Here is a 23,204-nt window from a genome sequence, read left to right on the forward strand (position 1 = left end):
AGTTGCTTTGCTTCCATTCCTGAAATGATCTGAGGTTTCCGTGCGCCGTCCTGCCGTCCGTACATCCCTGGCCGCCCTCGCTGGACTCGGCTTGCTGCTGTCCGGCTGTTCCGCGGAGGGTGCGCCCTCGGGCACGACCTCCTCGGCTGACGGAATCAATGTTGTTGCCTCAACGAACGTCTACGGCGACATCGCCAAGGCCGTCGGCGGCGAGAAGGTCAACGTCACCGCGATCATCAACAAGACGAGCCAGGACCCGCATTCCTATGAAGCCACGGCCCAGGACCGGCTCCTGGTGTCCAAGGCCGAAGTGGTGATTGAGAACGGCGGCGGGTACGACGGGTTCATCCACACAATGGCTGACGACAGCAATATCCCGCACAGCAGGATTGTCAGTGCCGTGGAAATATCGGGACTGGCGCCGGAGGAGGAAGCCTCGGCGTCCTCCACAGGGGCAGCCAGCGCACCGGCCGACGACCACGGACATACCCACGAACACGGTGACTTCAACGAACACGTCTGGTACAGCCTGTCAGCGATGGGAAATCTCGCAGATGAACTCGCTGCCAAGTTCGGCGAAGCGGAGCCGGGTTCAGCGGCCACGTTCGAGGCCAACGCCGCCACGTTCAAGTCCGCCCTGGAGGGACTCAACGGTAAGCTGGCAGCCATGTCGGCAGCGGGGGCCGGAACTCCCGTTGCGGTGACCGAGCCCGTTCCGCTGTACCTGCTTGAGGCGGCCGGGCTGGAGAACAAAACGCCTGCGGACTACACTGCTGCGATCGAGGAAGGCACGGACGTGCCGCCCGCCGTGCTGAAGGCGGCAACCGACCTTGCCGGTTCCAAGGACCTGGGCTTCCTGGCCTACAACCTGCAGACTGAAGGCGCCCAGACCGAGGCGCTGAAAAAAGCAGCGGAAACAGCGGGCGTCCCGGTGGTCGACTTCAGCGAAACACTGCCGGAGGGCAAGACGTACCTGCAGTGGATGACGGACAATGTGGAGAACATCAGCAAAGTTTTGGAGAAAAAGTAGTTGAAACCGGTTGTGAGCCTCCGCGGGGCGTCCCTGCAGTTCGGTAAGAGGGCGCTCTGGGAGGATCTCGACCTGGACATCCGGCCCGGTGAATTCTTTGCCGTGCTGGGCCCCAACGGAAGCGGCAAAACCAGCTTCCTGAAGGTGCTGCTCGGCCTCCAGCAGCTGCACTCCGGTACCGCCAGCCTCGGAGCCCATCCGGTGGAACGGGGGAGCCGGATGATCGGCTACATCCCGCAGCAGAAGTCGTTTGCCCCGGACACGCCGATGCGGGCCCGGGACCTGGTGGGCCTTGGCGTCGACGGCCACCGCTGGGGCATGCGGCTGGGGGCCGGCAGGGCAAACCGCAGGATCGATCAGCTCCTGGAACTCGTCGGCGCCACCGACTACGCCAAGGTTCCGGTGGGGCAGCTCTCCGGCGGTGAACAGCAGCGCCTCCGCGTCGCCCAGGCATTGGCGACGGACCCGACAGTCCTGCTGTGCGACGAACCCCTGCTGTCCCTTGACCTCCACCACCAGCAGGCCGTCAGTGCCCTGATTAACAAGCAGTGCCGCGAACAGAACAGCGCCGTGGTCTTTGTTACCCACGAGATCAATCCGATCATCGACTACGTGGACCGCGTGCTGTACCTCGCCGGTGGCCGGTTCCGCGTCGGAACACCGCAGGAAGTCATGACCACCGAAGTCCTTTCCGACCTGTACGGCAGCCACGTGGAAGTCATCCACGCGAACGGGCGCATCGTCGTCGTCGGGCTCCCGGACGCCACCACGCACCACCATGCCGATGTCCACGCAACCGCCGGCGAGGTGGCGTGATGGACGCCGACAGCATCATCGGGTCGATTTTCAGCTTCGAAAACTACGGCGAACTCCTGGTCCTGGTGCAGAACTCCATCTGGGCCGGCGCTGTCCTGGGACTGCTGGGCGGGCTCGTGGGGACGTTCGTGATGAAGCGCGACCTCGCCTTCGCGGTTCACGGCATCTCCGAACTTTCCTTCGCCGGGGCGGCCTTCGCGCTGCTCATCGGCGCGGATATCGTCTTCGGGTCGCTCATCGGGTCGGTGGCGGCCGCGCTGCTCCTCGGGCTGATGGGTGTGCGGGCCAGGGACAAGAATTCGATCATCGGCGTGATCATGCCGTTCGGACTGGGGCTGGGCATCCTGTTCCTGTCCCTTTACGAAGGGCGGGCCGCCAACAAGTTCGGCCTGCTGACGGGCCAGATCGTTTCCGTTGACACCGTCCAGCTGCAGGCCCTCGCCGGTACAGCCGTGGTTGTCATGGTGGCTTTGGTGATCATTTGGCGGCCGCTGAACTTTGCCAGCGTCGACCCCGAACTCGCGGAAGCCCGCGGGGTTCCGGTGCGCACGCTGGCCCTGGTGTTTATGGTCCTGCTGGGCGTCAGCGTGGCGCTGTCCATCCAGGTGGTGGGTGCCCTGCTGGTCCTGGCCCTGCTCATTACGCCCGCGGCAGCCGCCCTTCGGGTAACGTCCTCACCGGTCGCTGTGGTGGTGCTGAGCGTGGCATTTGCAATGGTTGCGACAGTAGGCGGCATCCTGCTGGCCCTCGGCGGCCGCATTCCGATCAGCCCCTACGTCACCACGCTGTCATTCCTGATCTACGTGGTGTGCCGTGTCATCGGCACGGTCCGCGCCAAACACGGGCTCAACGGCAGGTTGCTGCACGCGGCCTGACCGGCCCGCGCACGCTCCGGCCAGCGTTCGACGGCGGGCCGCGTCAGAGCAGGCCGGCCGCCTTGCGTGCCGTGCAGTCGGGGCACAGGCCAAAGATTTCCACGGTGTGCGCCACCTCGGTGTACCCATGTTCCTTGGCCGTCCTGGCAGCCCAGGTTTCCACTGCCGGAGCCTCGACCTCAACTGCCTTCCCGCAATTACGGCACAGGAGGTGGTGATGGTGGCCGGTCACCGCGCAGCGGCGGTAGACGGCCTCGCCCTCGCCGTTGCGGAGCACGTCCACCAGCCCCTCATCGGCGAGGGACTGCAGGATCCGGTACGCCGTGGCGAGGGAGACGGACACACCCTGGTTCTGCAGGATGCGGTAGAGCTCCTGCGTGCTGACGAAGTCATCCAGTTCATCCAGGGCAGCACTCACGGCCAGGCGCTGCTTGGTGACGCGCTGCTCCTTGACCGCTCCGGTGCCTGGACCCGGCGCGGGGGTTGACGGTGTGGATTCGTCAGCCTTGGTGCCTAACGGCATGGATGGACTCGCTTCCCTGAGGGATGGTGGCAAAGATCCAGATTACCAGCCGGACCCTGGCTGGCAGCAGTTGCGTGGACACCTCCACAGACCGGACCCTAGGCTGGCGCTATGAAGCTGACTAAATACACCCACGCCTGCGTCCGGCTCGAAGAAGACGGGCGTGTGCTGGTCCTTGACCCCGGCACGTTCTCCGAAACGAAGGAAGCCCTGGACGGCGCGCAGGCCGTGCTGATCACGCACGAGCACGGCGACCACATCGACGTTGCCGCCATGGTCAATGCCCTGCGGGGTGACGGTGATCTGGCTGTGTTCGCACCCGCGGGGGTGGCGGGCCACCTGCGCGAGGAAGCGCCTCAGGCAGCGGAACGGATCCACACGGTTGAACCAGGGTCGTCCTTCGACGCGGCAGGGTTCGGCGTCCGCAGCTTCGGTGGCCAGCATGCCCTGATCCATCCCCAGGTTCCCGTGGTGGCAAACATCGGCTACCTCATCAACGAAAACGTCTATCACCCGGGCGACTCCTTCATCGTTCCGGACGGCATCAGCGTGAAGACCCTGCTGGTTCCCATCCACGCACCGTGGAACAAGGCCAGCGAAGTGGTGGACTTCGTCATCGGCGTCCGGGCACCGCGGGCCGTCCAGATCCATGACGGGCTGCTCAACGAGATGGGCCTGAAGATCGTGGAATCGCATGTAATTCGGATCGGGGCCAAGTACGGCACCGAATTCACCCACCTGGCGTCCCGCGAGACGGTGGACGTCTGATACCCGGCGGTTAATCCGGCCAGACGCCGGTATCGAAGAACCGGCTGATGACTGCCTGGTGCGGCTCGGGGTCAAGCCCCTGGCCGGCCAGCCACGCAGGGTTGTAGTAGTTGCCCGCATAGCGGTCGCCGCCGTCGCACATCAGCGACACAATGCTGCCGCGCCGGCCTTCGGCGACCATCTCCGCGACCAGCTGCCAGACGCCCCACAGGTTGGTGCCGGTGGACGGACCCGCGTGCAGGTGCGTCAGCTCCCGAAGATGCCGCATGGCGGCGACGGAGGCGGCGTCGGGAACCTGGATCATGCGGTCGATGACGGACGGCACAAAGCTGGGCTCCATCCGCGGCCGCCCGATGCCTTCGATCCGGGACGGCATCCCGGTGGTGAATTCCGGTACACCGTCCCGCCAGCCGGGGTAGAACGCTGAATTTTCCGGGTCGACCACTGCCAGGGCGGTGTCATGGGAGTGGTACCGGAGGTAGCGGCCGATCGTGGCGCTCGTTCCGCCCGTCCCGGCGCCAACCACGATCCAGCGCGGGACCGGATGCTCCTCCATGGCCAGCTGGTCGAAGATGGACTCGGCGATGTTGTTGTTGCCCCGCCAGTCGGTGGCCCGCTCCGCGTAGGTGAACTGGTCCATGTAGTGCCCGTTGCTTGTAGTGGCCACCTCCTCCGCGGCCGCGTAAACCTCGGAGGCATGGTCCACCAGCAGGCACGAGCCGCCGAACTGTTCGATCAGGGCGATCTTTTCCGGGCTGGTGGTCCGTGCCATCACCGCCACGAAGGGCAGGCCCAACAGTTGCGCGAAATAGGCCTCGGAGACGGCGGTGCTGCCGCTGGACGCCTCCACGATGGTGGTGTCCTCCCGGATCCAGCCGTTAACCAGGCCGAAGAGGAACAGAGACCGGGCCAGCCGGTGTTTGAGACTGCCCGAGCGGTGGGTTGACTCGTCCTTGAGGTAGAGCTGGACGCCCCAGTGTTCCGGGAGCGGCACCGAGTACAGATGCGTATCAGCGGACCGGTTGTTTTCAGCGGTGATTTTCCTGATGGCCCGGTCAGCCCAGGCCCTGTCCGCGCGCGCGTTCTTCACCGGACCAGCCTACCCGCGCCGATGTCCTGGCCGGAGCTAGAGTAAAAGATCAGAAACCCGATCCAAACCAACCACTAGGAGCCTCATGGGACCTCTCATGGACGTGGCCGCACTGGACGCCCGGGTCAGGGCCGGCCAGCGCACCGTACTGCTGGACGTCCGGTGGAAACTGGGCGATCCACACGGCCGGGAACACTACCTCGAGGCACACCTGCCGGGTGCCGTCTTCGTTGAACTGGCTTCGGAACTGGCTGCCCCCGCCGCGCCGGAGCGAGGCAGGCACCCGTTGCCGCCCCTTGACCAGTTCCAGGCATCCGCGCGGGGGTGGGGGATCAACGCGGGCGACGTCGTGGTTGCCTACGATGATAGCGGGAACATGGCAGCGGCCCGGCTCTGGTGGATGCTGCGCAACGCCGGCTTCCCGGAGGTCTACCTGCTCGACGGCGGCCTCGCCGCCTGGCGAGCCGCCGGACTGCCGGTGCAGGGCGGCAACGTCGAGGCAGTCCCGGGTGATGTCTCCCTTCGCGAGGGGGCAATGCCCGCCATCGAGGCGGCAGCTGCCGGCAGCTGGGCTGGCACCGGAATCCTCCTCGACGCGCGTGCCGGCGAAAGGTACCGCGGCGAATTCGAGCCCGTGGACCCGCGCGCAGGCCACATCCCCGGCGCCGTCAGCGCCCCGACAACGGAGAACGTTGACGAATCGGGGCGGTTCCTGCCAGCCGCTGAACTGCGGCGCCGTTTCGAGGGGATGGGAGTGTCCGGAGACATCCCTGTGGCGGTCTACTGCGGTTCCGGTGTCACGGCCGCCCACGAAGTCGCGGCGTTGGAGATCGCCGGCATCCGGGCGGCGCTCTATCCCGGCTCGTTCTCCGAATGGTCCAACAAACCCGGACTGCCTGTTGTGATGGGCGGCCAGCCCGGCTGAGCCTGCCGGGTGGAAACGCCGCCAAGTGGAAATATCCGGCAGCGCGGGGGTAGCGTCGCAGTATGACCCCTGGACGACCCGTACCGCCGCCCCTTGCCCGCCCCCTCCCGCCAGCCGCCGCCGCCCTTGGAAGTGACCGGCTGGCGGCCGCCTACGGCGCAACGTCCGGACACAGCGGTCTGGTGCCGCTGACCGTAGCCCGGCGGGCACCCAAGGCGGACGACGTCGAGATTGCCATCGAATTCTGCGGGCTTTGCCACTCGGACGTCCATGCCACCCGCGGCGAATGGGGCACCCAGCACTACCCCCTGGTTCCCGGGCACGAGATCGTCGGCAGGGTCAGCGCCGTCGGGTCGGCTGTGGATGATTTTGCGCCGGGAGACCTGGTGGGTGTGGGCTGCATGGTCGATTCCTGCCGGGAATGCCGCAGCTGCCTGGACGGCCAGGAACAGTACTGCGAAAACGGCCTGACCGGGACCTACGGGGCGAAGGATCAGCGCAACGGGGGAGCAATCACCCAGGGCGGCTACTCGACGTCGGTGGTGGTGGACCGCAGGTACGTGCTCCGGGTGCCGGAAAACCTGGACCCCGCAGCCGTGGCGCCTCTGTTGTGCGCCGGCGTCACCACGTTCTCGCCGCTCCGCCATTTCGGCGTCAAGGAAGGCGACACCGTAGGCGTTGTGGGCCTCGGCGGCCTGGGGCACATGGCGGTAAAACTGGCCAAAGCCATGGGCGCGCGGGTGGTGGTGTTCACGACCTCCGAGTCAAAGGTCCCCGCCGCGCTCGAGCTGGGCGCCGACGAGGTGGTTCTGTCCCGCGACGCTGAGGCCATGGAAGCCGCCGACCGCAGCATCGACGCCATTATCGACACCGTGGCTGCTCCGCACGACCTGAACCCGTTCTTCCGCACGCTTCGCCGGGACGGGGCGCTCTACCAGCTGGGGCTTCCGTCGGAGGCCATGCCCCCGGTGAATCCGGGCGCCCTGATCCGGCGGCGGATCAGCTACACCGGTTCGCTCATCGGCGGAATTGCCGAGACCCAGGAGATGCTTGATTTCTGTGCTGCCCACAATGTGGTCGCCGACATCGAACTGGTGCGGGCTGACCAGCTGAATGAGGCCTACGACCGCATGGTGGCAGGCGACGTTAAATACCGGTTTGTGCTGGACACCAGCACCCTGCAGGCTGCGGCCGAGGAGGCAGACGCATGAGCACCCTGTTCACCAAGATCCTGAACGGCGAGATCCCGGGACGCTTTGTGTGGCGCGAGCCGGACGTCGCCGCGTTCCTCACCACCGGGCCCCTGGCCGACGGCCACACCCTCGTGGTCCCCACCGAGGAAGTGGACCGCTGGACCGATGCGCGGCCGGAGACGCTCGCCAAGGTCATGGAGGTGGCGCGCAGGATCGGTGCCGTCCAGCTCGAGGTCTTCCCGGCCGAGCGGGCAGGGCTGATTGTGGCCGGCTACGAAATCAACCACCTCCACGTCCACGTGTGGCCGTCCAGGAGCATGGCCGACTTCGATTTCGCCTCGGCCGAACAGCACCCCGACCCTGCCGTGCTGGACGCCAACGCCGAAAAGCTGCGCGAGGGGCTGCGGAGCGCCGGTTACGCGCAGTTCGTGCCGGAAAGCGCCTAGGCCGGCACTCGCACCGGTGCCTACACCGGTGCGAGTGCCTTGTTGAGCACGGCGCGGATGCGCTTTTCGGACACGGAGTACGCGGTCCCGAGCTCGACCGCGAAGAGGCTCACCCTGAGCTCCTCGATCATCCAGCGCACCTGGGCCAGCTCCGCACCCGCGCGCCGGCCCGGCATCAGGGCCGACACGGCATCGTCGTAATCGTCCTCAAGGCGCTGGACGGCGGCCATGCTGAGGGCATCGCGCTGGACGTTGCCCGGCAGCCGCTCCAGCCGTTTTTCGATGGCGGCCAGGTAGCGCGGCAGCTGGCTGAGCTGGGCGTAGCCGGTGCGGGCCACAAAGCCCGGGAAGACCAGCTGCTCGAGCTGGCTTTTGATGTCGTTCAGGGCGCTGATCAGGGCAAGGCTGGTAGTGCCCTTCAGCTGCTTCTCGATGCGCCGCGTGCTGGCCAGGATGCGCTCCACCACAGCCGTCACGCTGAACACAGTGTCGATGAGTTCGGCGCGGACCTGTTCGTAGAGGGCATCGAAGGACGCCTGGTCCCAGGGGAGTTCGGCCGGGGTCAGTTTGTCCACGGCGGCAAGCGCACAGTCGGCGATGAGGGCGGACACTGAACCGTGCGGGTTCTGGCTGAAGGTCAGTTTTTCGGTGTTGTTGAGGTGCTCCAGCACGTAGCGGTCCGGTGCAGGAACCCGCAGGGCCAGGAGCCGGATCACGCCGCCGCGCATGGCCTCCAGCTGTTCCGGGGAGGTCTGGAAGACCCGCAACGCGACCGAGCCCCCTTCATCCACCAGCGCAGGGTAGCCAGTCACGGTGTGGCCCTTGACGGGGTTGCTCACCTGCCGCTGCACGGTGCCGAAGGTCCAGGCCGTGAGGCCGCTTTGCTCCCGGAAGCCCGGGGTTGCGCCGTTGGCGTTTCCTGTATCCGGCGTCGCAACGGAGGTTCCGGAGCCCTTGCCGGGAGCTTTGCCAGCCGACTTCAGTGCAGTGGTGCCGGGTGTTGCGCCCAGGGATTCCGCGATGGCCCGGCGCGTCGCCGGAGCGAGCCGTTCCTGCAGGGCGGCCAGATCCTTGCCCTCGTCCAGCACCTTGCCTTTGCTGTCCACCACCTTGAAGCTCACGCGCAGATGGGAGGGCACGGCGTCCCAGTTCCAGGACCCGGGCGGGATGACGTGGCCGCGGATCCGGCGCAGGGCCAGTTCCAGCGATGCTTCCAGCTCGTCGCTGGCAGGGTCGAAGTCGGATTCCAGCGCCGCCACGGCCTGCCTGGCCACGTCCGGGGCCGGAACAAAATTCTTCCGGACCTGCTTGGGCAGGGACTTGATGAGCGCTGCCACCAGTTCGGCGCGCTGGCCGGGAATCAGCCAGCGGAACGCGGCATCGTCGAGCTGGTTGAGGAAGAGCACGGGCACTTCGGCAGTGACGCCGTCGGACGGGTTGGGCGGCGAGCCGGGGGCCACCGGGTGGAACTCGTAGCTGAGCGGCAGCTCAAAGCCCTTGTGCAGCAGCGTCTTGGGATACGCGGCCTCGTCCAGGTCATCGGCGTCGTCATTGAGCAGCAATGACTTGTCGTAGTCCAGGAGGTCCGGATTCTTCTGCCGCGCGTCCTTCCACCACTTGTCGAAGTGCCGCTCGGAGACCACATCGGCGCCGATCCGGGCGTCGTAGAACTCGAACAGTGTCTCGTCGTCCACCAGCAGGTCGCGGCGGCGCATCCGCGCTTCAAGTTCCTCGACCTCCAGGAGGAGGGCGCGGTTGCGGTGGAAGAACTTGTGGTGCGTTTTCCAGTCGCCTTCCACCAGGGCATGCCGGATGAAAAGCTCGCGGGCCAGTACCGGATCCACACGGCTGTAGTTGACCCGGCGCTGCGGGATGATGGGCACGCCGTACAGCGTCACCTTCTCGTACGCCATCACCGCGCCCATTTTCGTGGACCAGTGCGGTTCGCTGTAGGTGCGTTTGACGAGGTCGGGCGCCACCTGCTCGGCCCACACAGGATCGAACTTGGCGGCAACCCGCGCCCAGAGGCGGCTGGTCTCCACGAGCTCCGCCGCCATCACGAACGTGGGGGACTTCTTGAACAGCGCCGAGCCCGGGAAGATCGCGAACCGGCTGCCTCGCGCGCCGGCGTACTCGCGCTTGCGCTCGTCAAGGATGCCGATGTGGCTGAGCAGGCCTGACAGCAGGCTGATGTGGATGCCCTCGTGGTTGCCTACAGGGTCGGCCAGGCGCTTGTTGTCCAGGCTGATGCCGAGCGGCCGCGCCAGCTGCCGGAGCTGGGCGAACAGGTCCTGCCACTCCCTGACCCGCAGGTAGTTGATGAACTCGGTGCGGCACAGGCGGCGGAACTGGGTGGACGAGAGTTCCTGCTGCTTCTCCTGCAGGTAGTTCCACAGGTTCAGGAAGCCGGTGAAGTCCGAGTTCTCGTCGCGGAAGCGGGCGTGCTTCTCTGCGGCAAGCTGCTGCTTGTCAGTCGGACGTTCGCGCGGGTCCTGGATAGTCAGCGCCGCTGCGAGGATCATCACTTCGCGGACGCAGCCGCGTTTGCCGGCTTCGACAATCATCCGGCCCAGCCGGGGATCGACGGGCAACTGGGCAAGCTGCTGCCCGACGGCGGTCAGGCCGCCGCTTTTCGCGTCACCTGGGCGGACGGCACTCAAGGCGCCAAGCTCGCGCAGGAGCGTGACGCCGTCGTTGATTGCGCGTGAGTCAGGCGGCTCCACAAACGGGAAGTTCTCCACGTCCTTGGGCCCGCGGGCCACGCCCATGGCCGTCATCTGCAGGATGACTGCGGCCAGGTTGGTGCGCAGGATCTCAGGATCCGTGAACTGCGGGCGCGACTCGTAGTCCTCCTCCGAGTACAGCCGGATCGCGATGCCGTCGGAGACACGGCCGCAGCGGCCGGAACGCTGATTGGCGGAAGCCTGCGAGACGCGTTCGATCGGCAGCCGCTGGACTTTGGTGCGGTGCGAGTACCGGGAGATGCGGGCGGTGCCCGTGTCGATGACGTACTTGATGCCGGGGACGGTCAGCGACGTCTCGGCCACGTTGGTGGCCAGCACAATGCGCCGCTTGCTGCCCGGGTGGAAGACCTTGTGCTGTTCCTGCAGGCTGAGCCTGGCGAACAGCGGCAGGACCTCGGTGCCGGCCAGGCGCCGGTTGGACTGGATCCTGGCGTTGAGCGCCTCCGCTGCGTCGCGGATTTCGCGCTCGCCGGAGAAGAAGACCAGGATGTCGCCCGGAGCCTCGGTGGCGAGTTCGTCGACGGCGTCGCACACGGCGTCGAGCGGATCGCGGTCCTCTTCGAGTTCGTCGTCGGAGGCGTCTGCATCTTCGCTGTCGGCGGGTCCGCCGGCAGGCTGGGACAGCGGCCGGTACCGGATTTCCACCGGGAACGTCCGGCCGGAGACCTCGATGATGGGGGAGGGCTCATCCTCGGAGCCGAAGTGCTTGGCGAAGCGCTCCGGATCGATCGTGGCCGAGGTGATGATGATTTTCAGGTCCGGCCGCTGCGGCAGGATGCGCTTGAGGTAGCCCAGGATGAAGTCGATGTTGAGGCTGCGCTCGTGGGCCTCGTCGATGATGATGGCGTTGTATTTGCGCAGCAGCTTGTCGCGCTGGATTTCGGCCAGCAGGATGCCGTCGGTCATGAGCTTGACCTTGGTGGAACGGCTGACTTCACCCGTGAACCGGACCTGGAAGCCCACCTCCTGGCCGATTTCGACGCCGAGTTCCTCCGCAATCCGCTCGGCCACCGTTCGCGCCGCAAGCCGCCGGGGCTGTGTATGCCCGATGAGGCCGTTATCGCCCAGGCCAAGCTCCAGGCACATCTTGGGGATCTGGGTGGTCTTACCGGAGCCGGTCTCGCCGGCAATGATGGTCACCTGGTTGGCGGCGATGGCGGCCATCAGGTCCTCGCGGCGCTCGGAAACCGGCAGCTCAGCGGGGTAGGAGATGTGAAAGGTCATGGCTCGAACCAGTCTACTGTGGGCCGCGCCGGCCGTTGAGACGCTGTTACGCCCGGCACCCGGGTGCGGATGACGCCGTCGTACTCTCCATGCGGAACTGCCGCGCGGCACCGGCGCCCCCCGAATGTCGCCGAACGCCGTCACACCGCCGGCCACCGCCCCACATAAGAGGACCCGGCTTTGCGAGCCGGGTCCTTGCGGGGTGGACGGTCCTGGGTTGTCGGTGGTGCTCAGAAGATGCGGAGGGTGTAGCTGGTGCTGGGCAGGTCCAGGGCGGACCAGGCCTGGTGGGAGTTGACAGGAGGGTTGTGGCCGAGGCCGTCCCGCAGGACCGCGGCGACGGTGGCGGCGAGGACGAGGAGGAGCAGTACCGCGATGATGATTCCGAAGATTTCCATGCCTCAATGTTGCTCCGGTGCGGGTTCAACAAACAGTGGCAGAAATGCCCAAAAAGCTATAATTTCTGCCATAATGGAGGCATGCTGAAATCAGTGGCAGTCATCGTGGTTCCCAATTTCTCGATCTTCGAGTTCGCCACCGCTTGTGAGGTGTTTGGCATCGACAGATCTGAACGCGGCGGCAACGTGCCGGCGTTCGATTTCCGGGTCTGCACGCCTGGCCCTGGAGACGTCAGGCTCAAATCGGGCCTGTCCATGAACGTCCCCTTGGGGCTTGAAGCTACTGCGGACGCAGACCTGGTGATCATGACGCCGTACGGGCGGGACAATGATGTTCCCGAGTCCGTGATGGAGGCGCTGCGCGCCGCTGACGCACGGGGTGCCTGGGTGATGTCCATTTGCTCCGGAGCATTTGCGCTGGCCCGCGCCGGCCTGCTCAACGGCCGGCGCTGCACCACGCACTGGCACTACTCGCATGAGCTCGCGAGCCGGTACCCGGACGTGCAGGTGGACGAAAACGTCCTCTACGTCCAGGACGGGAACATCATCACCAGCGCAGGCACGGCGTCGGGGATTGACGCCTGCCTCCACCTGGTGCGCGTGGAGCTTGGTGCGAACGTGGCGGCCACCATTGCGCGTGACATGGTGGTGCCGCCGCACCGCGACGGCGGCCAGGCACAGTTCATCGACCGGCCCATGCCCACTTGCGGATCCGCGCCGATGGAGGCGCTCCTGCGCTGGATGGTGCAGAACCTGGACCGCGAGCACACGGTCAATGAGCTCGCCGCCCGCGTGCACATGTCGGCCAGGACGTTCGCGCGCCGCTTCCGTTCGGAGACGGGGGCAACCCCGGCCGCGTGGCTCAATTCCCAGCGCGTCCTCCGGGCCCAGGAACTGCTCGAATCCACAGACCTCAACATCGACGAAGTGGCCCGGGAGGCCGGATTTGGCCATCCGGTGCTGCTTCGGCACCATTTCGCCAAGGTGCTGGATACCAGCCCGCAGTCCTACCGCCGTGCGTTCCGGGGGCAGCTGGCGACGGCGGGCTAGTCGGGACGGGCGCTCTGGCCGGGCCTGGCGCTCTAGTGACGGCCGGTTTCTACGGGCGCGGGTCGTCCTCGGAGGCGGCCCGGGCGCTGTCCACCAGAACACGCCAGGGGCCGGTAACGGCCTGCTCTGGCAGCGCCGCCCGCCTTTGGCCGGCCCGGATCGCGTAGATAAAGCGGTCAGCCTGGTTCCCCGCCGCCTCCGCGGCTGCTGCCCTGACGGTCTTGGGCACGGCGTCCCAGGGGCACGCTTCGACAATGGGCTGCCACTGGCTCTTGGCGCTCTCGGTCTGGGCGTGCACCGTCCATACTCGAGTCAAGGCGGCGACGCCGCCGCTGCGCTCCACGCTGATCTTCATGGCCGGGTCCCGGGCTTTCCTGCAGCCTGGCCGCTGGGTGGACAGCGGCCAGGCATCCAACTAAAGCTTGACCTTCACAGTTTCCCACGCCAGGCGCACGGCGTCATGCTCCGGGGAACCGGTGCCAAACAGCTCGACGGCGGATGCCGCCGTCGCCCTCGCGAAAACACTGAACGTGGCTGTGGGCGGCAGTGAGCCGCCGGTGAGCGTCTCGTACCAGATCCGGCCGGGGGACTCCCAGGCGTTGCCTCCGAGGGCCTCCGCGAGGAGATAAAACGCCCGGTTGGGAATGCCGGAGTTGATATGGACACCGCCGTTGTCGGCGCTTGAGCGCACGTACGAGTCCATGGAGTCCGGCTGCGGGTCCTTACCGAGGACGTCGTCGTCGTACGCGGTGCCGGGAGCTTTCATGGAACGGAGGGCTGAACCTTCCACCTGCTCCGTGAAGAGTCCTTCGCCGATGAGCCAGCTGGCTTCCTTGGCGGACTCCTGCTTCACGTACTGTTCCACCAGCGCGCCAAAGACGTCCGACATGGATTCGTTGATGGCTCCGGCCTGGTTGCGGTAGGCCAGCCCCGCCGAGTACTGGGTGACGCCGTGGGCCAGTTCATGGCCGATAACGCTGAGTGACCGGGTGAAGCGCTCGAAGACTTCGCCGTCGCCGTCGCCGAATACCATCTGGTTGCCGTCCCAGAACGCGTTGTCGTAGAGCTGTCCGAAATGAACTGTGGCGTCCAGGGGAAGCCCCAATCCGTCGATCGAATTCCGGCCGAAGACTTCTGCGTAGAGCCGGTGGGTGTGGCCCAGTCCGTCATAGGCCTCATCCACAGAAGCATCGCCCGAATCTGGTTCGCCCTCTTTGCGGACAAGCTGGCCGGGAAGGTTCTCGCTCCCGGCTGTGTCGTAGATGCTCCGGTTGGGTGGCCCCGGCCGGACCTGCCGGAGTCCCGGGGGAGTGACCGCGGACGGCTGGGCACGGGACGCCTGGACCGACCGGACATGGCTCAGGGCCTCTTTCGCTGCCCGGGCGGCGGCGGAAAACTGCGGTGCGTCCTGGCGGGCCAGCCGGCGCAGTATGTAGGGCGGAATGATGGAACAGAATGTGGCTGAAGTATGCATGGCCTACCCCCTTGAGTTGGTTGAAACAGCCTACGAGGGGGCACCGACAAAGTACTGGAGCCACACCTCCCTGGCGCGAACGTACAGTTGTGGTCCTTGCCTCAAAACGCCTGGAAATACAGGTGGACGGTAATGACCGGGATGAACCGCCGGGTTGGTCCGAGGTTATCCACATAGGCCGTCTGCTTCGCCGTTTTTGTCTGACCCTCGCGGGATGATTTGGGTATGGAAAAGGCAACACCGGTGGGCGCGTTGGAGGCCGTCAGGGCTTCGGTTGCTGCGCTCGCTGTCGTGATGCCAGGTGCGGCGTCCGCCGGTGAAGGGAATGCGGATCCGCTGCGGGATCAGGCGGATGCATGGCTGGATACCCTCGCGGAGGCCTCCAAGCTGCAGGCCGCTGCCGCTGCCCTGGTAGTCCACGCCGCCGCCGGGTTCACTGACACGACACGGGCCATGGCCTCCCCGGACGCGCCGCCGCAGGAACGCAAGGCCCAGGAAATGGCACGTGTTGCGGAGGTGGCGTGCGTCATGACGGTCAGCGAACGTGCTGCGGGGGCCCTGTTGGAAGTCTCCCACGAGCTCACCAGTAACCTGCCGCTGACCCTGTCAGCCCTGCAGGCCGGGACCATTTCGTGGCAGCACGCACGGGTTATGGTGGACGAAACGGACAGCCTCGATCCGTCGGGCACGGCGGCGTTGGAAGCGCATTTCCTGGACCTGGACGCGGAGAATGCAGCAAGCAGGTGCCCGGCCGGTGAGCTGGTTCCGTCGCGGTTCCGGCACAAGGCACGGACCCGGCGGAACGCCACCACCCGGAGAGCATCGAAAAACGCCATACCAGGAGTGCGAAGGACCGGAGGCTGGAGTACGCGCCGGACCGGGACGGGATGACCTGGCTCTCTGCCTACCTGCCCGCGAATCAGGCCGCCGGGATCTGGGACCGCACCACGGCCGCCGCCCGCGCATTACAGGGCCCCAACGAGGGCCGGACGCTCACGCAGCTCCGTGCCGACACTGTCGCGGCCTGGCTGCTGGGTGGCGCCTCGAGCGGCGCCGCAGAGAATATTCCGTCCCCGGCGGCGCAGGTGCTGCTGACAGTTCCGGTGTTCGCGCTGATGGGCCTCACCGACGAACCCGCCGACCTCGACGGGTATGGGCCGATCCCGGCGTCCATGGCGCGCCAGCTGGTCGCAGCCGGCGCCAGCTCGTTCCACCGGGTCCTGACCGATCCGCGCGACGGGGCACCGCTGGAGATCGGACGCACTAGCTACAGGATTTCCGCCGCACTGAGGCAATGGCTGCGGATGCGGGATGCGAAGTGCCCGTTCCCGGGCTGCAGCAACCAGTCGCTGGACAACGAAGCGGACCACATCCTGGCCTGGGCCGACGGCGGTACCACCGGTATCTCAAATCTTGGCCAGCCGTGCCTCAAACATCACCGTTTGAAACACTCCACGGCGTGGACACCAACCGAAGCTAGCAAAGTCGAACCACCCGGCTGGATCTCACCCACCGGCCGCCGGTACGCCAGCGAACATCAGGATTGGGAACCGCCCTGGCTTCCGGCCGGGCTAACAACCGAGGGCTGGAACGCCACACCCCCGTAGCTGACGGCTGAGGTGGAGCGCCTGGCGGTCGTCGGAACTTGATAGGAACGCCGATCGAGCGGGCATTGGATCAAGTGCCATGGGCACGATGCGCGTGTGCCTGCGCCTGGCTTTCTGGGGCAACGACTCACGCTGTATAGCGCCTCGATCGCTGGTTCTGATTTCCATTGATACTGCGATCGATGGCTCCTGTGGTTGGCTTTGTGACTTTCCATCGCTTTGCGTCGGTGATAGAACCGATGGCGGGTGGCTGTGGATAACTTTGAGCACGGAAATGTGACCTGGACTACCCTTAAGGAATTGTTTGGAGCGAGGCGTCTAGAGACTATCGGGGGATTAGCTGCCCATGACATCGCACAATTTGTTTGCGTCCCGGCCCTTACGCATGACCGCAATTGCAGTGGTCGTGGCGGCTGCCCTGGCGCTTTCTGGCTGCAACTCTGGCAGCGATCCCAACACCGGCGGCACAACATCGCCAGCATCAACTGCTACGGAGTCGGTGTCCCCTAGCGCTTCGCCTACGCCGACGCCCACCGCTGCCTACAAGCCTGCTGACGCGGCGGGCCCCGCGCAGAATGTCCCAGTCCCTGTCCTGCCGGAGGTCGCTAAAACGGAGACTAAGGAAGGGCTGGAGGCGTTCGCCCGATACTGGTTTGAACTCCTGAGCTACGGCTATGAGACTGGCGACGTAACTCAGATTTCTGAAATTACGAGTCCTAGTTGCACGATGTGCGAACGCGCTAAAGAGGTCCAAAGAGGATGGCACGAAGGGGGTCGATGGTTGGGTGGAGGGAAAGTCACAACGCCCACCGTCAGTACTAATTTCAAAGTCGCCGGGGATGGAAACTACCAAGTCGCTGTGCAGGTGTCCCAAGAGGCTCTGTCGTACTACAACCCGGACGGGTCATTGGACAGTACCGACCCGAAGCCCGCGGACAGCGGTAGCCTCATGCTAGCCGTGTTTAAGGATGGCGTCTGGTTCGTGAACACGATCGAGCCGATCGCTGGCTGATCCCATGGCCCAGTCGCTGTATCGCATTGGTCTTGGCGTCGTGTCCTTATTCTTCGCGACATTTATGTTCGGCTCGGCGGCGGTGGCGCATACCCGACCCATCGCTCCGCCCAGCTCCGCCGAAAAGGCGCCTCCAGTGAAGGGGCACTGGGGTTCAAACAGCGCGGATATAGACACATGGGTCTTAGACCCTGCGAGCGGCGACTTTTCTCGCCCCGAGCCAGGGGCGGTGGTTTCCGACCCGAATGTATACAAATATGAACTCCAGTGCCACCTGGGCGGCGGCGACTTCGACACACCCTGTCTCGCGAGGCAAATTGAGTGCAAGAACGGTCCCGAAGGCAAAGAAGAAGGTATCCCAGTCATCTGGTTGTCGATGCCTAAGGGTGTTCCCGGTTCGGTCTGGTCCATTCACTCCGGCCCGACGTGCTTATACGACGCGAAACCCGAAGATCTTCTGCCGAGGATCGCGGCTGAAATCCAACGGCAATTCGAAAGTCTGCCGGTCAACGCGGGCGCGGTAGTGGCCCAGCCGAGCCCGCACACGCTGCGCGGAGCTGAAACGAACTTCTATGCCGACGCCACGGAGCAGCAGTTCGACGTCACGATGTTCGGGCAACAGGTTCACGTTGTCGCCACACCGGTCCAGTACACATGGAACTACGGGGACGGCACAGTCTTCGGCCCGCAGCCGTCCATGGGTGGACCGCTTCCGCAGGAACGCTGGGGTGAGAAGACACGGACCAGCCACGCGTACACGCAAACCGGCGATTTCCAGGTCGTGCTGACCACTTCATTTCAAGGGACGTATTCCGTGAACAGTGGGCCGCCGCTGCCGATCCCCGGACAGGGGCAGTTCAGCGCTCCGCCGCAGACCATCAGCGTCTGGCGGTCCATCACCCGCAACTACGCCGACGACTGCAACCAGAATCCCCAGGGCCAGGGCTGCCCCGGAGTGCAGTCAATCCGATAGAGCCGAACCCCAAGGGCCTCATGTGTACGTTCGCGCCGCCGGGGGGCCTCATGTGTACGTTCGCGCCGAAGGGCCTCATGTGTTCGTTCGCGCCGGGGAGGGGAACGCAGAAACCCCCGCCGCTTTTCCAAGCGGCGGGGGTTTCTTATGTGCCCTCGATAGGATTCGAACCTACGACCTTCTGCTCCGGAGGCAGACGCTCTATCCCCTGAGCTACGAGGGCAATCCAGGGATCCTGCCGTTGCCAGCGGGACGTCCTAGAGCTTAGCAGGAAGGTGGCCCGCAATGAAAAACGGCACGCCTCAGTAGCCGGAAAACGAGTCCACATGCACGCGGCGTGCCCCTGCCTTCCTGGCAGCGCGGCGCAGCGAAGCCACACTGGATGGCGATCCGGAGACATAGACCGTTCGACCCGCGATGTCGGGCACGAGGGCCTGCAACGAAGCACCATCCAGTCGAGCGCCCGCTGCACCCGTCCCGCCAACGCCGGTTCCGGCTGCCGTGATGAACGACGGCGGGACGGAACCGTCGGCGAGGCGGGCAATGATCCGGGCCCCGGACATGCGGAGCTCATCGGCGTAGGCAATCTCTTCAGCATTCCTGGCCAGCAGCAGGAGAACCACGTCCCGGTCCTGGGCTGCACCCGAGGCCAGATGCGCCAGGTACGGCGTGATGCCGATCCCGGCAGCCATGAGCAACAACGGCTTGGCCGGATCCCGTGGCAGGACGAAGTCGCCTCCTACGGACGTGGCCATCACCTGATCGCCCGGCTTCAGGGCCAGCAGCACCTTCTTGGCGGCCGACAGCGGCTCAGCCGTCCGGACTCCGAACTTCACCGATGCCGACCCGGGGGTGCTGGTCAGGCTGAACGTCCGGCGTCGGCCCTTCCCGTCCGACTTGGCGTGCGGAAGATCCAGCTCCATGAACTGTCCCGGAACAAATCGCACGGGCCGTGACGGCTCGAAAGCAAACTCTGTGGTGCTCGGAGTCAGGGGCCGGGATCCGGTGAAGCGCAGCTTCACCCCGCCCCGCTGGCCCACCAGGAACGCCAGCAGGTTGCCGAGCAGCAGGGCCAGTTCCGGGGAGTTGGCGATAAAACCGAAGTTGTATGGCACCGCGAACACCACGCCCACCACAGCGCCCAGCGCGAGCTGCTGCCAGCGGCGCGGCGGCAGCGTCAGCGGCTCCGTCAGCATAAAGCCCACAAAAAACAGGAGGGGGCGCTGCGCCAGGGCCTGCCAAAGCGCGCTGCCGAAGGAAAGCCCCGCCTGCAGCAGTTCCGTGCTGATGACCGTGGTGGCAACCACCAGGAACACAGCCGCCATCAGAAACTTGCGGGTGCGGTACAGCACCAGCAGGATGCCGGGCACCAGCAGCCACAGCATGGCCGGGGTCGCCGCCCACCACGTCGCAATGTTCAAACCGGTCAGCCCGGTGACAAACGCGCCCGCTGCTGCCGGATTGAAGATGTGCCGGCCGCGCCATGCCAGCGCGTACTTGGACGCCGAAGCCAGCACGCACGCCAGCGCCACCCCTGCCATGTCCATAGGCGCAAAAGTGGGCCAGAACAGGAAGTAGAGGAGCAGGCCGGTGATGAGTGAAGACTCCGAATGCGGACGCACGTGGAACAGCGCGGCCAGCCCCCGGTTGGAGACATACGTCAGCCCCAGGCACAGGCCCAGGTGGACCAGCATCGGCGGGATGCCGAAGGTCAGCCAGCCGAGGGCGTTGAGCAGGAGGCTGTACGCGGCGAGGGCAGCCAGCACCAGCAGGATGAGCCGGTACATCGTGTACTTGCCGAGAAGGGTGTCCAGCCGGCCGGCGGGGGAAACGGCTGTGCCTGTCCTGGGTGCGTCAACGGGGCTCATGTGAACAGTGTCCCTTCAAATCCGGCCGAATAGGCGGCACTTCCGTCAGAAAACACCGTCAGCCAGGAAAAGTCGAAGGACTCTTCGAGCACAGCGCCCGGTGCGAAGAACAGGGCGGTGGCCAGCGCGTCGGCCACCATGGTGCTGTCCGCCATGGTCCAGGTGGCCACAGCCGTTGTGACGGGGCGCCCGGTGGTCCCGTCCAGCACATGGTGCAGGCCGTCGCCCCATGCCCGGCGGTTCGAGGCTGAGGCACACAACGCGCCGCCCGCCAGCGACACCGTGCCGATGGCCTTGGATGGATCGTACGGATGTTCCAGAGCCACGCTCACGGGTTCATGGCCGGAGTGCAGCAAGTCCCCGCTGGCATCGATCAGGAAGTCGTCCTCGCCATGTGAGCGCAATTCGGCAGCTAGGAGATCCACGAGCTGGCCCTTTCCGGCCGCGCCGATGTCCAGGACCAGCGTGACGGCAGACGTGAGTTTGTTGCCGTCCCAGTCCAGGGCATCCTCCCAGCGGGGCGCCGGAACCGGCGAGCCTGCAGGCCGAAGGGAGTACGAGGCGTCGTACCCCAACCGTTCCAGGCTGCCGCCGATCAGCGGGGTCATGGCCCCGGCGGTGATGTCATAGAGCCTGCGGTACAGCCGACCGAGGGCCGCGGCTTCCGCCGGAAGCCGGAACCGTCCGGGCTGCCGGGCCATGGCACTGACCGTCGAATCGGACCGGAAGCGGGACCAGTCGCCGTCGTACCTTTCCACCACGGCCAGCAGCCGTGCGCGGAGCACGCCGTCAAGCGGCCGGGGCGTGGAGATTTCCCAACGGGTACCGATCCCGTCGAAACTGAACCCGTCCCAGTCCGGCTGCGGCACGGCCTACTGGGCCTCCGCCTTGATCTTTTCCACTGCCTGGTTGAAGCCGCCGCTGGTCAGCGAGGACCCTGCCACCTTGGAGACGTTCAGTTCGTCGATGCTTTTTCCCACGATCTGCGCTGCTATCCCGCCGGCAAATTCACCCTGGAATTTCCGGGTGTTCGGGTTGGAGGGATGCTGCGTGATGTTCACTGCCGTGACCGTGCCTGAGGCAAGGGTCAGTTCCACGCCGACAGTTTCGGTGCCGTTGGGGGATACGTAGGTGCCATCGGCGCTGTACGTGCCGTCCTGGTAGACGGAACCGCTGCTGGCCAGCGTTGACGACGTGCCGGACGGTGTCGCGGCCGATGTTTCAGGGGAGCTGCTGCCGGTTGCTGCCGGCGTGGTCTGGGTAGCGGACGGCGCGCAGCCGGCCACCGTTCCTGCGAGGGAAAGGCCGGCGATTCCGGCGAAAACACTCTTGCGGACTGACGGTCTCATGAAGGGTCTCGTTTCGTGGGCTGGGTGCTTACGGTGTTCTCAACGTCGGATTCAGCGTAATGGTTCACCCTGTGATTAAGCCTTGCACCTGCTGTGCCAGGATCAACCCCTAAATCCGGTCGGCGAAGCGGTCACAGCCAACGCTCAAATTCGTCCACGTGGCGGCCCCCGGTAGGCTAGAGGGGTGACTCCCGAAGAACTCTCCCTCGCCATATCCGCCTGCCTGAAAGACGCCGTCGCCGCTGGCGAAATCGCGCTTTCCGCATCAGCTGTCCCTGATGAGGTGCGCGTGGAGCGACCGAAGAACCGGGACCACGGCGACTGGGCCACCAACATCGCCCTCCAGCTGTCCAAACAGGCCGGCACCAACCCGCGCGAATTCGCCACGGTCCTCAGCGCCCGGCTGAAGTCCATCAACGGCGTTTCGGCCGTGGACATCGCCGGTCCCGGGTTCCTGAACATCACCGTGGACGCCGCCGCGGCCGGTGCCTTGGCAAAAGCCATCGTTGAAGCCGGCAAGGAATACGGCACCAACACCGCGCTCGCCGGCCACGTGGTCAACATGGAATTTGTCTCTGCCAACCCCACCGGACCGCTGCACATCGGCCACACGCGCTGGGCCGCCCTGGGCGACGCGATCGCCCGCGTCCTGCGCGCCTCCGGCGCCGAGGTTACCGCCGAGTATTACATCAACGACGCCGGCTCGCAGATGAACGTCTTCGCCAACTCCGTTTACTCCCGGCTGCACGGCCGTCCCGTGCCCGATGGCGGCTACCCCGGCCAGTACATCGCGGACCTCGGCCATGACGTACTGACCGAGCACCCCGACATCCGCGAGCTGACCGAAGTAGCGGCCCTCCCCGTCATCCGCTCGGCCGCGTACAAGGCGCAGATGGAGGACATCAAGACCACGCTCGCGGACTTCGGCGTGGCGTTTGATGTCTACTTCTCGGAGCAGGAACTGCACGACGCCGGCGCGATCGAAAGTGCCGTAGCCCGCCTTCGCGAGCAGGGCCACGTGTTCGACGACGGCGGCGCCGTCTGGCTGCGCACCACCGACTTCGGTGACGACAAGGACCGCGTGATGATCCGGGCCAACGGCGAGCCCACCTACTTCGCCGCCGACGCCGCCTACTACCTGTCCAAGAAGGACCGCGGCTTCACCGAAAAGATCTACCTCCTGGGCGCGGACCACCACGGCTACATCAACCGGCTCAAGGCCATCGCGGCCTGCGCGGGCGACGACCCCGAGGTGAACATCGAGGTCCTGATCGGCCAGCTCGTTTCCGTGAACGGCGCCAAGCTGTCCAAGCGTGCCGGCAACATCATCGAGCTCAAGGACCTGATCTCCTGGCTGGGCAAGGATGCCGTCCGGTATTCCCTGGCCCGCTTCCCGGCGGATTCCCCGCTCACCCTGGATCCGGACCTGCTGAAGAAGCACAGCAACGAAAACCCTGTCTTCTACGTCCAGTACGCCCACGCCCGTACCCGCGGCGCGGCCCGCAACGCCGTGGCCGCCGGGGTGGACCGGACCGCGTTCGACGCTTCCCTGCTGGACCACGCCACGGAAAACGAACTGCTTTCCTACCTGGGCAGCTACCCCTCCATCGTGGCCAAGGCAGCGGAGCTGCGCGAGCCGCACCGTGTGGCCCGCCACCTCGAAGTCATTGCCGGCGCCTACCACCGCTGGTACGACGCCTGCCGGATCGCTCCCATGGGCGACGAGCCGGTGACTGACGTCAACCGCACCCGGCTGTGGCTCAACGACGCCACCAGCCAGGTACTGGCCAACGGCCTTGACCTCCTTGGCGTTTCCGCGCCGGAACGGATGTGATTCCC

General features: G+C 65.8%; 20 protein-coding genes, 1 tRNA gene and 1 pseudogene. 12 read left to right on the plus strand and 10 right to left on the minus strand.

Annotation, left to right across the window (positions count from 1 at the left end; all coding sequences use genetic code 11):
- Positions 1 to 40: 40 nt before the first annotated feature.
- Genes J2X42_RS02405 through J2X42_RS02415 form a run of 3 tightly spaced genes read left to right on the plus strand, consistent with a single transcriptional unit; the run spans position 41 to position 2,721 of the window.
- Positions 41 to 1,030, plus strand: a complete 990-nt coding sequence (locus J2X42_RS02405; RefSeq protein ID WP_310161780.1) for a metal ABC transporter solute-binding protein, Zn/Mn family — start codon at positions 41 to 43, stop codon at positions 1,028 to 1,030.
- Complete coding sequence (locus tag J2X42_RS02410; RefSeq protein WP_310161782.1) at positions 1,031 to 1,846, plus strand: metal ABC transporter ATP-binding protein; 816 nt, start codon at positions 1,031 to 1,033, stop codon at positions 1,844 to 1,846.
- Positions 1,846 to 2,721 (plus strand): metal ABC transporter permease, encoded by an 876-nt coding sequence (locus tag J2X42_RS02415; protein WP_310161783.1) that lies wholly within the window; start codon positions 1,846 to 1,848, stop codon positions 2,719 to 2,721. Before J2X42_RS02410 ends, J2X42_RS02415 begins: the two co-directional genes overlap by 1 nt.
- A gap of 43 nt (positions 2,722 to 2,764) precedes the next feature.
- Here J2X42_RS02415 and J2X42_RS02420 read toward each other — a convergent pair whose 3' ends face one another.
- Positions 2,765 to 3,244 carry a Fur family transcriptional regulator gene (locus J2X42_RS02420; RefSeq protein ID WP_310161786.1) on the minus strand — a complete coding sequence of 160 codons (480 nt, stop codon included), beginning with the start codon at positions 3,242 to 3,244 and terminating at the stop codon, positions 2,765 to 2,767.
- Positions 3,245 to 3,355: 111 nt separating this feature from the next.
- On the opposite strand from J2X42_RS02420, the gene J2X42_RS02425 reads away from it, so the two are divergent.
- Complete coding sequence (locus J2X42_RS02425; RefSeq protein WP_310161788.1) at positions 3,356 to 4,012, plus strand: MBL fold metallo-hydrolase; 657 nt, start codon at positions 3,356 to 3,358, stop codon at positions 4,010 to 4,012.
- Positions 4,013 to 4,022: 10 nt separating this feature from the next.
- Here the strand turns inward: J2X42_RS02425 and J2X42_RS02430 are convergent, their stop codons facing one another.
- On the minus strand, positions 4,023 to 5,102 hold the full coding sequence (locus J2X42_RS02430; RefSeq protein WP_310161790.1) for a PLP-dependent cysteine synthase family protein: 1,080 nt from the start codon (positions 5,100 to 5,102) through the stop codon (positions 4,023 to 4,025).
- Positions 5,103 to 5,187: 85 nt separating this feature from the next.
- Between J2X42_RS02430 and J2X42_RS02435 the strand changes: the two genes are divergently transcribed.
- From J2X42_RS02435 to J2X42_RS02445, 3 genes are all read left to right on the plus strand, one after another.
- Complete coding sequence (locus tag J2X42_RS02435; protein ID WP_310161792.1) at positions 5,188 to 6,027, plus strand: sulfurtransferase; 840 nt, start codon at positions 5,188 to 5,190, stop codon at positions 6,025 to 6,027.
- Positions 6,028 to 6,089: 62 nt separating this feature from the next.
- The gene (locus tag J2X42_RS02440; RefSeq protein WP_310161793.1) at positions 6,090 to 7,238 is read left to right on the plus strand and encodes an NAD(P)-dependent alcohol dehydrogenase; all 1,149 of its coding nucleotides are present in this window, start codon (positions 6,090 to 6,092) and stop codon (positions 7,236 to 7,238) included.
- Positions 7,235 to 7,666: an HIT family protein gene (locus J2X42_RS02445; RefSeq protein ID WP_310161795.1), complete on the plus strand. Its 432-nt coding sequence runs from the start codon at positions 7,235 to 7,237 to the stop codon at positions 7,664 to 7,666. The genes J2X42_RS02440 and J2X42_RS02445 overlap by 4 nt, the downstream gene beginning before the upstream one ends.
- 20 nt (positions 7,667 to 7,686) lie before the next feature.
- Here J2X42_RS02445 and hrpA read toward each other — a convergent pair whose 3' ends face one another.
- Together hrpA and J2X42_RS02455 are read right to left on the minus strand one after the other, a co-directional pair.
- Positions 7,687 to 11,634: an ATP-dependent RNA helicase HrpA gene (gene hrpA / locus J2X42_RS02450; protein ID WP_310161797.1), complete on the minus strand. Its 3,948-nt coding sequence runs from the start codon at positions 11,632 to 11,634 to the stop codon at positions 7,687 to 7,689.
- Positions 11,635 to 11,864: 230 nt separating this feature from the next.
- Entirely contained in the window at positions 11,865 to 12,032 is a 168-nt protein-coding gene (locus J2X42_RS02455; RefSeq protein WP_310161799.1) for a hypothetical protein, read from the minus strand.
- Between the two features lie 81 nt (positions 12,033 to 12,113).
- On the opposite strand from J2X42_RS02455, the gene J2X42_RS02460 reads away from it, so the two are divergent.
- Positions 12,114 to 13,082: a helix-turn-helix domain-containing protein gene (locus J2X42_RS02460; protein ID WP_310161801.1), complete on the plus strand. Its 969-nt coding sequence runs from the start codon at positions 12,114 to 12,116 to the stop codon at positions 13,080 to 13,082.
- Positions 13,083 to 13,131: 49 nt separating this feature from the next.
- On the opposite strand, the gene J2X42_RS02465 is transcribed toward J2X42_RS02460, so the two are convergent.
- Positions 13,132 to 13,437 carry a protealysin inhibitor emfourin gene (locus J2X42_RS02465; protein WP_310162169.1) on the minus strand — a complete coding sequence of 102 codons (306 nt, stop codon included), beginning with the start codon at positions 13,435 to 13,437 and terminating at the stop codon, positions 13,132 to 13,134.
- A 60-nt stretch (positions 13,438 to 13,497) separates the two neighbouring features.
- Positions 13,498 to 14,556 (minus strand): M4 family metallopeptidase, encoded by a 1,059-nt coding sequence (locus tag J2X42_RS02470; RefSeq protein ID WP_310161804.1) that lies wholly within the window; start codon positions 14,554 to 14,556, stop codon positions 13,498 to 13,500.
- A 225-nt stretch (positions 14,557 to 14,781) separates the two neighbouring features.
- Here J2X42_RS02470 and J2X42_RS02475 point away from each other — a divergent pair.
- From J2X42_RS02475 to J2X42_RS02480, 3 genes and pseudogenes are all read left to right on the plus strand, one after another.
- Positions 14,782 to 16,130 (plus strand): annotated as a pseudogene (locus J2X42_RS02475) (DUF222 domain-containing protein); the annotation flags it as partial.
- 418 nt (positions 16,131 to 16,548) lie between these two features.
- Positions 16,549 to 17,175 carry a DUF6318 family protein gene (locus tag J2X42_RS23350; protein WP_396134005.1) on the plus strand — a complete coding sequence of 209 codons (627 nt, stop codon included), beginning with the start codon at positions 16,549 to 16,551 and terminating at the stop codon, positions 17,173 to 17,175.
- A 4-nt stretch (positions 17,176 to 17,179) separates the two neighbouring features.
- Positions 17,180 to 18,148, plus strand: a complete 969-nt coding sequence (locus J2X42_RS02480) for a hypothetical protein (RefSeq protein ID WP_310161805.1) — start codon at positions 17,180 to 17,182, stop codon at positions 18,146 to 18,148.
- 150 nt (positions 18,149 to 18,298) lie between these two features.
- Here the strand turns inward: J2X42_RS02480 and J2X42_RS02485 are convergent.
- The 4 genes from J2X42_RS02485 to J2X42_RS02500 all read right to left on the minus strand — a co-directional run bounded on the left by J2X42_RS02485 (position 18,299) and on the right by J2X42_RS02500 (position 21,365).
- A tRNA-Arg gene (locus tag J2X42_RS02485) sits at positions 18,299 to 18,371 on the minus strand.
- Positions 18,372 to 18,450: 79 nt separating this feature from the next.
- Positions 18,451 to 20,016: an oxidoreductase gene (locus J2X42_RS02490; RefSeq protein WP_310161808.1), complete on the minus strand. Its 1,566-nt coding sequence runs from the start codon at positions 20,014 to 20,016 to the stop codon at positions 18,451 to 18,453.
- Positions 20,013 to 20,885: an FAD:protein FMN transferase gene (locus J2X42_RS02495; protein WP_310161809.1), complete on the minus strand. Its 873-nt coding sequence runs from the start codon at positions 20,883 to 20,885 to the stop codon at positions 20,013 to 20,015. Before J2X42_RS02495 ends, J2X42_RS02490 begins: the two co-directional genes overlap by 4 nt.
- A gap of 3 nt (positions 20,886 to 20,888) precedes the next feature.
- Positions 20,889 to 21,365 carry a hypothetical protein gene (locus J2X42_RS02500; RefSeq protein ID WP_310161812.1) on the minus strand — a complete coding sequence of 159 codons (477 nt, stop codon included), beginning with the start codon at positions 21,363 to 21,365 and terminating at the stop codon, positions 20,889 to 20,891.
- 184 nt (positions 21,366 to 21,549) lie between these two features.
- Between J2X42_RS02500 and argS the strand changes: the two genes are divergently transcribed.
- Entirely contained in the window at positions 21,550 to 23,199 is a 1,650-nt protein-coding gene (gene argS, locus J2X42_RS02505) for an arginine--tRNA ligase (protein ID WP_310161815.1), read from the plus strand.
- Positions 23,200 to 23,204 lie beyond the last annotated feature (5 nt).

Source organism: Arthrobacter sp. BE255 (assembly GCF_031457335.1).
Taxonomy (GTDB): domain Bacteria; phylum Actinomycetota; class Actinomycetes; order Actinomycetales; family Micrococcaceae; genus Arthrobacter.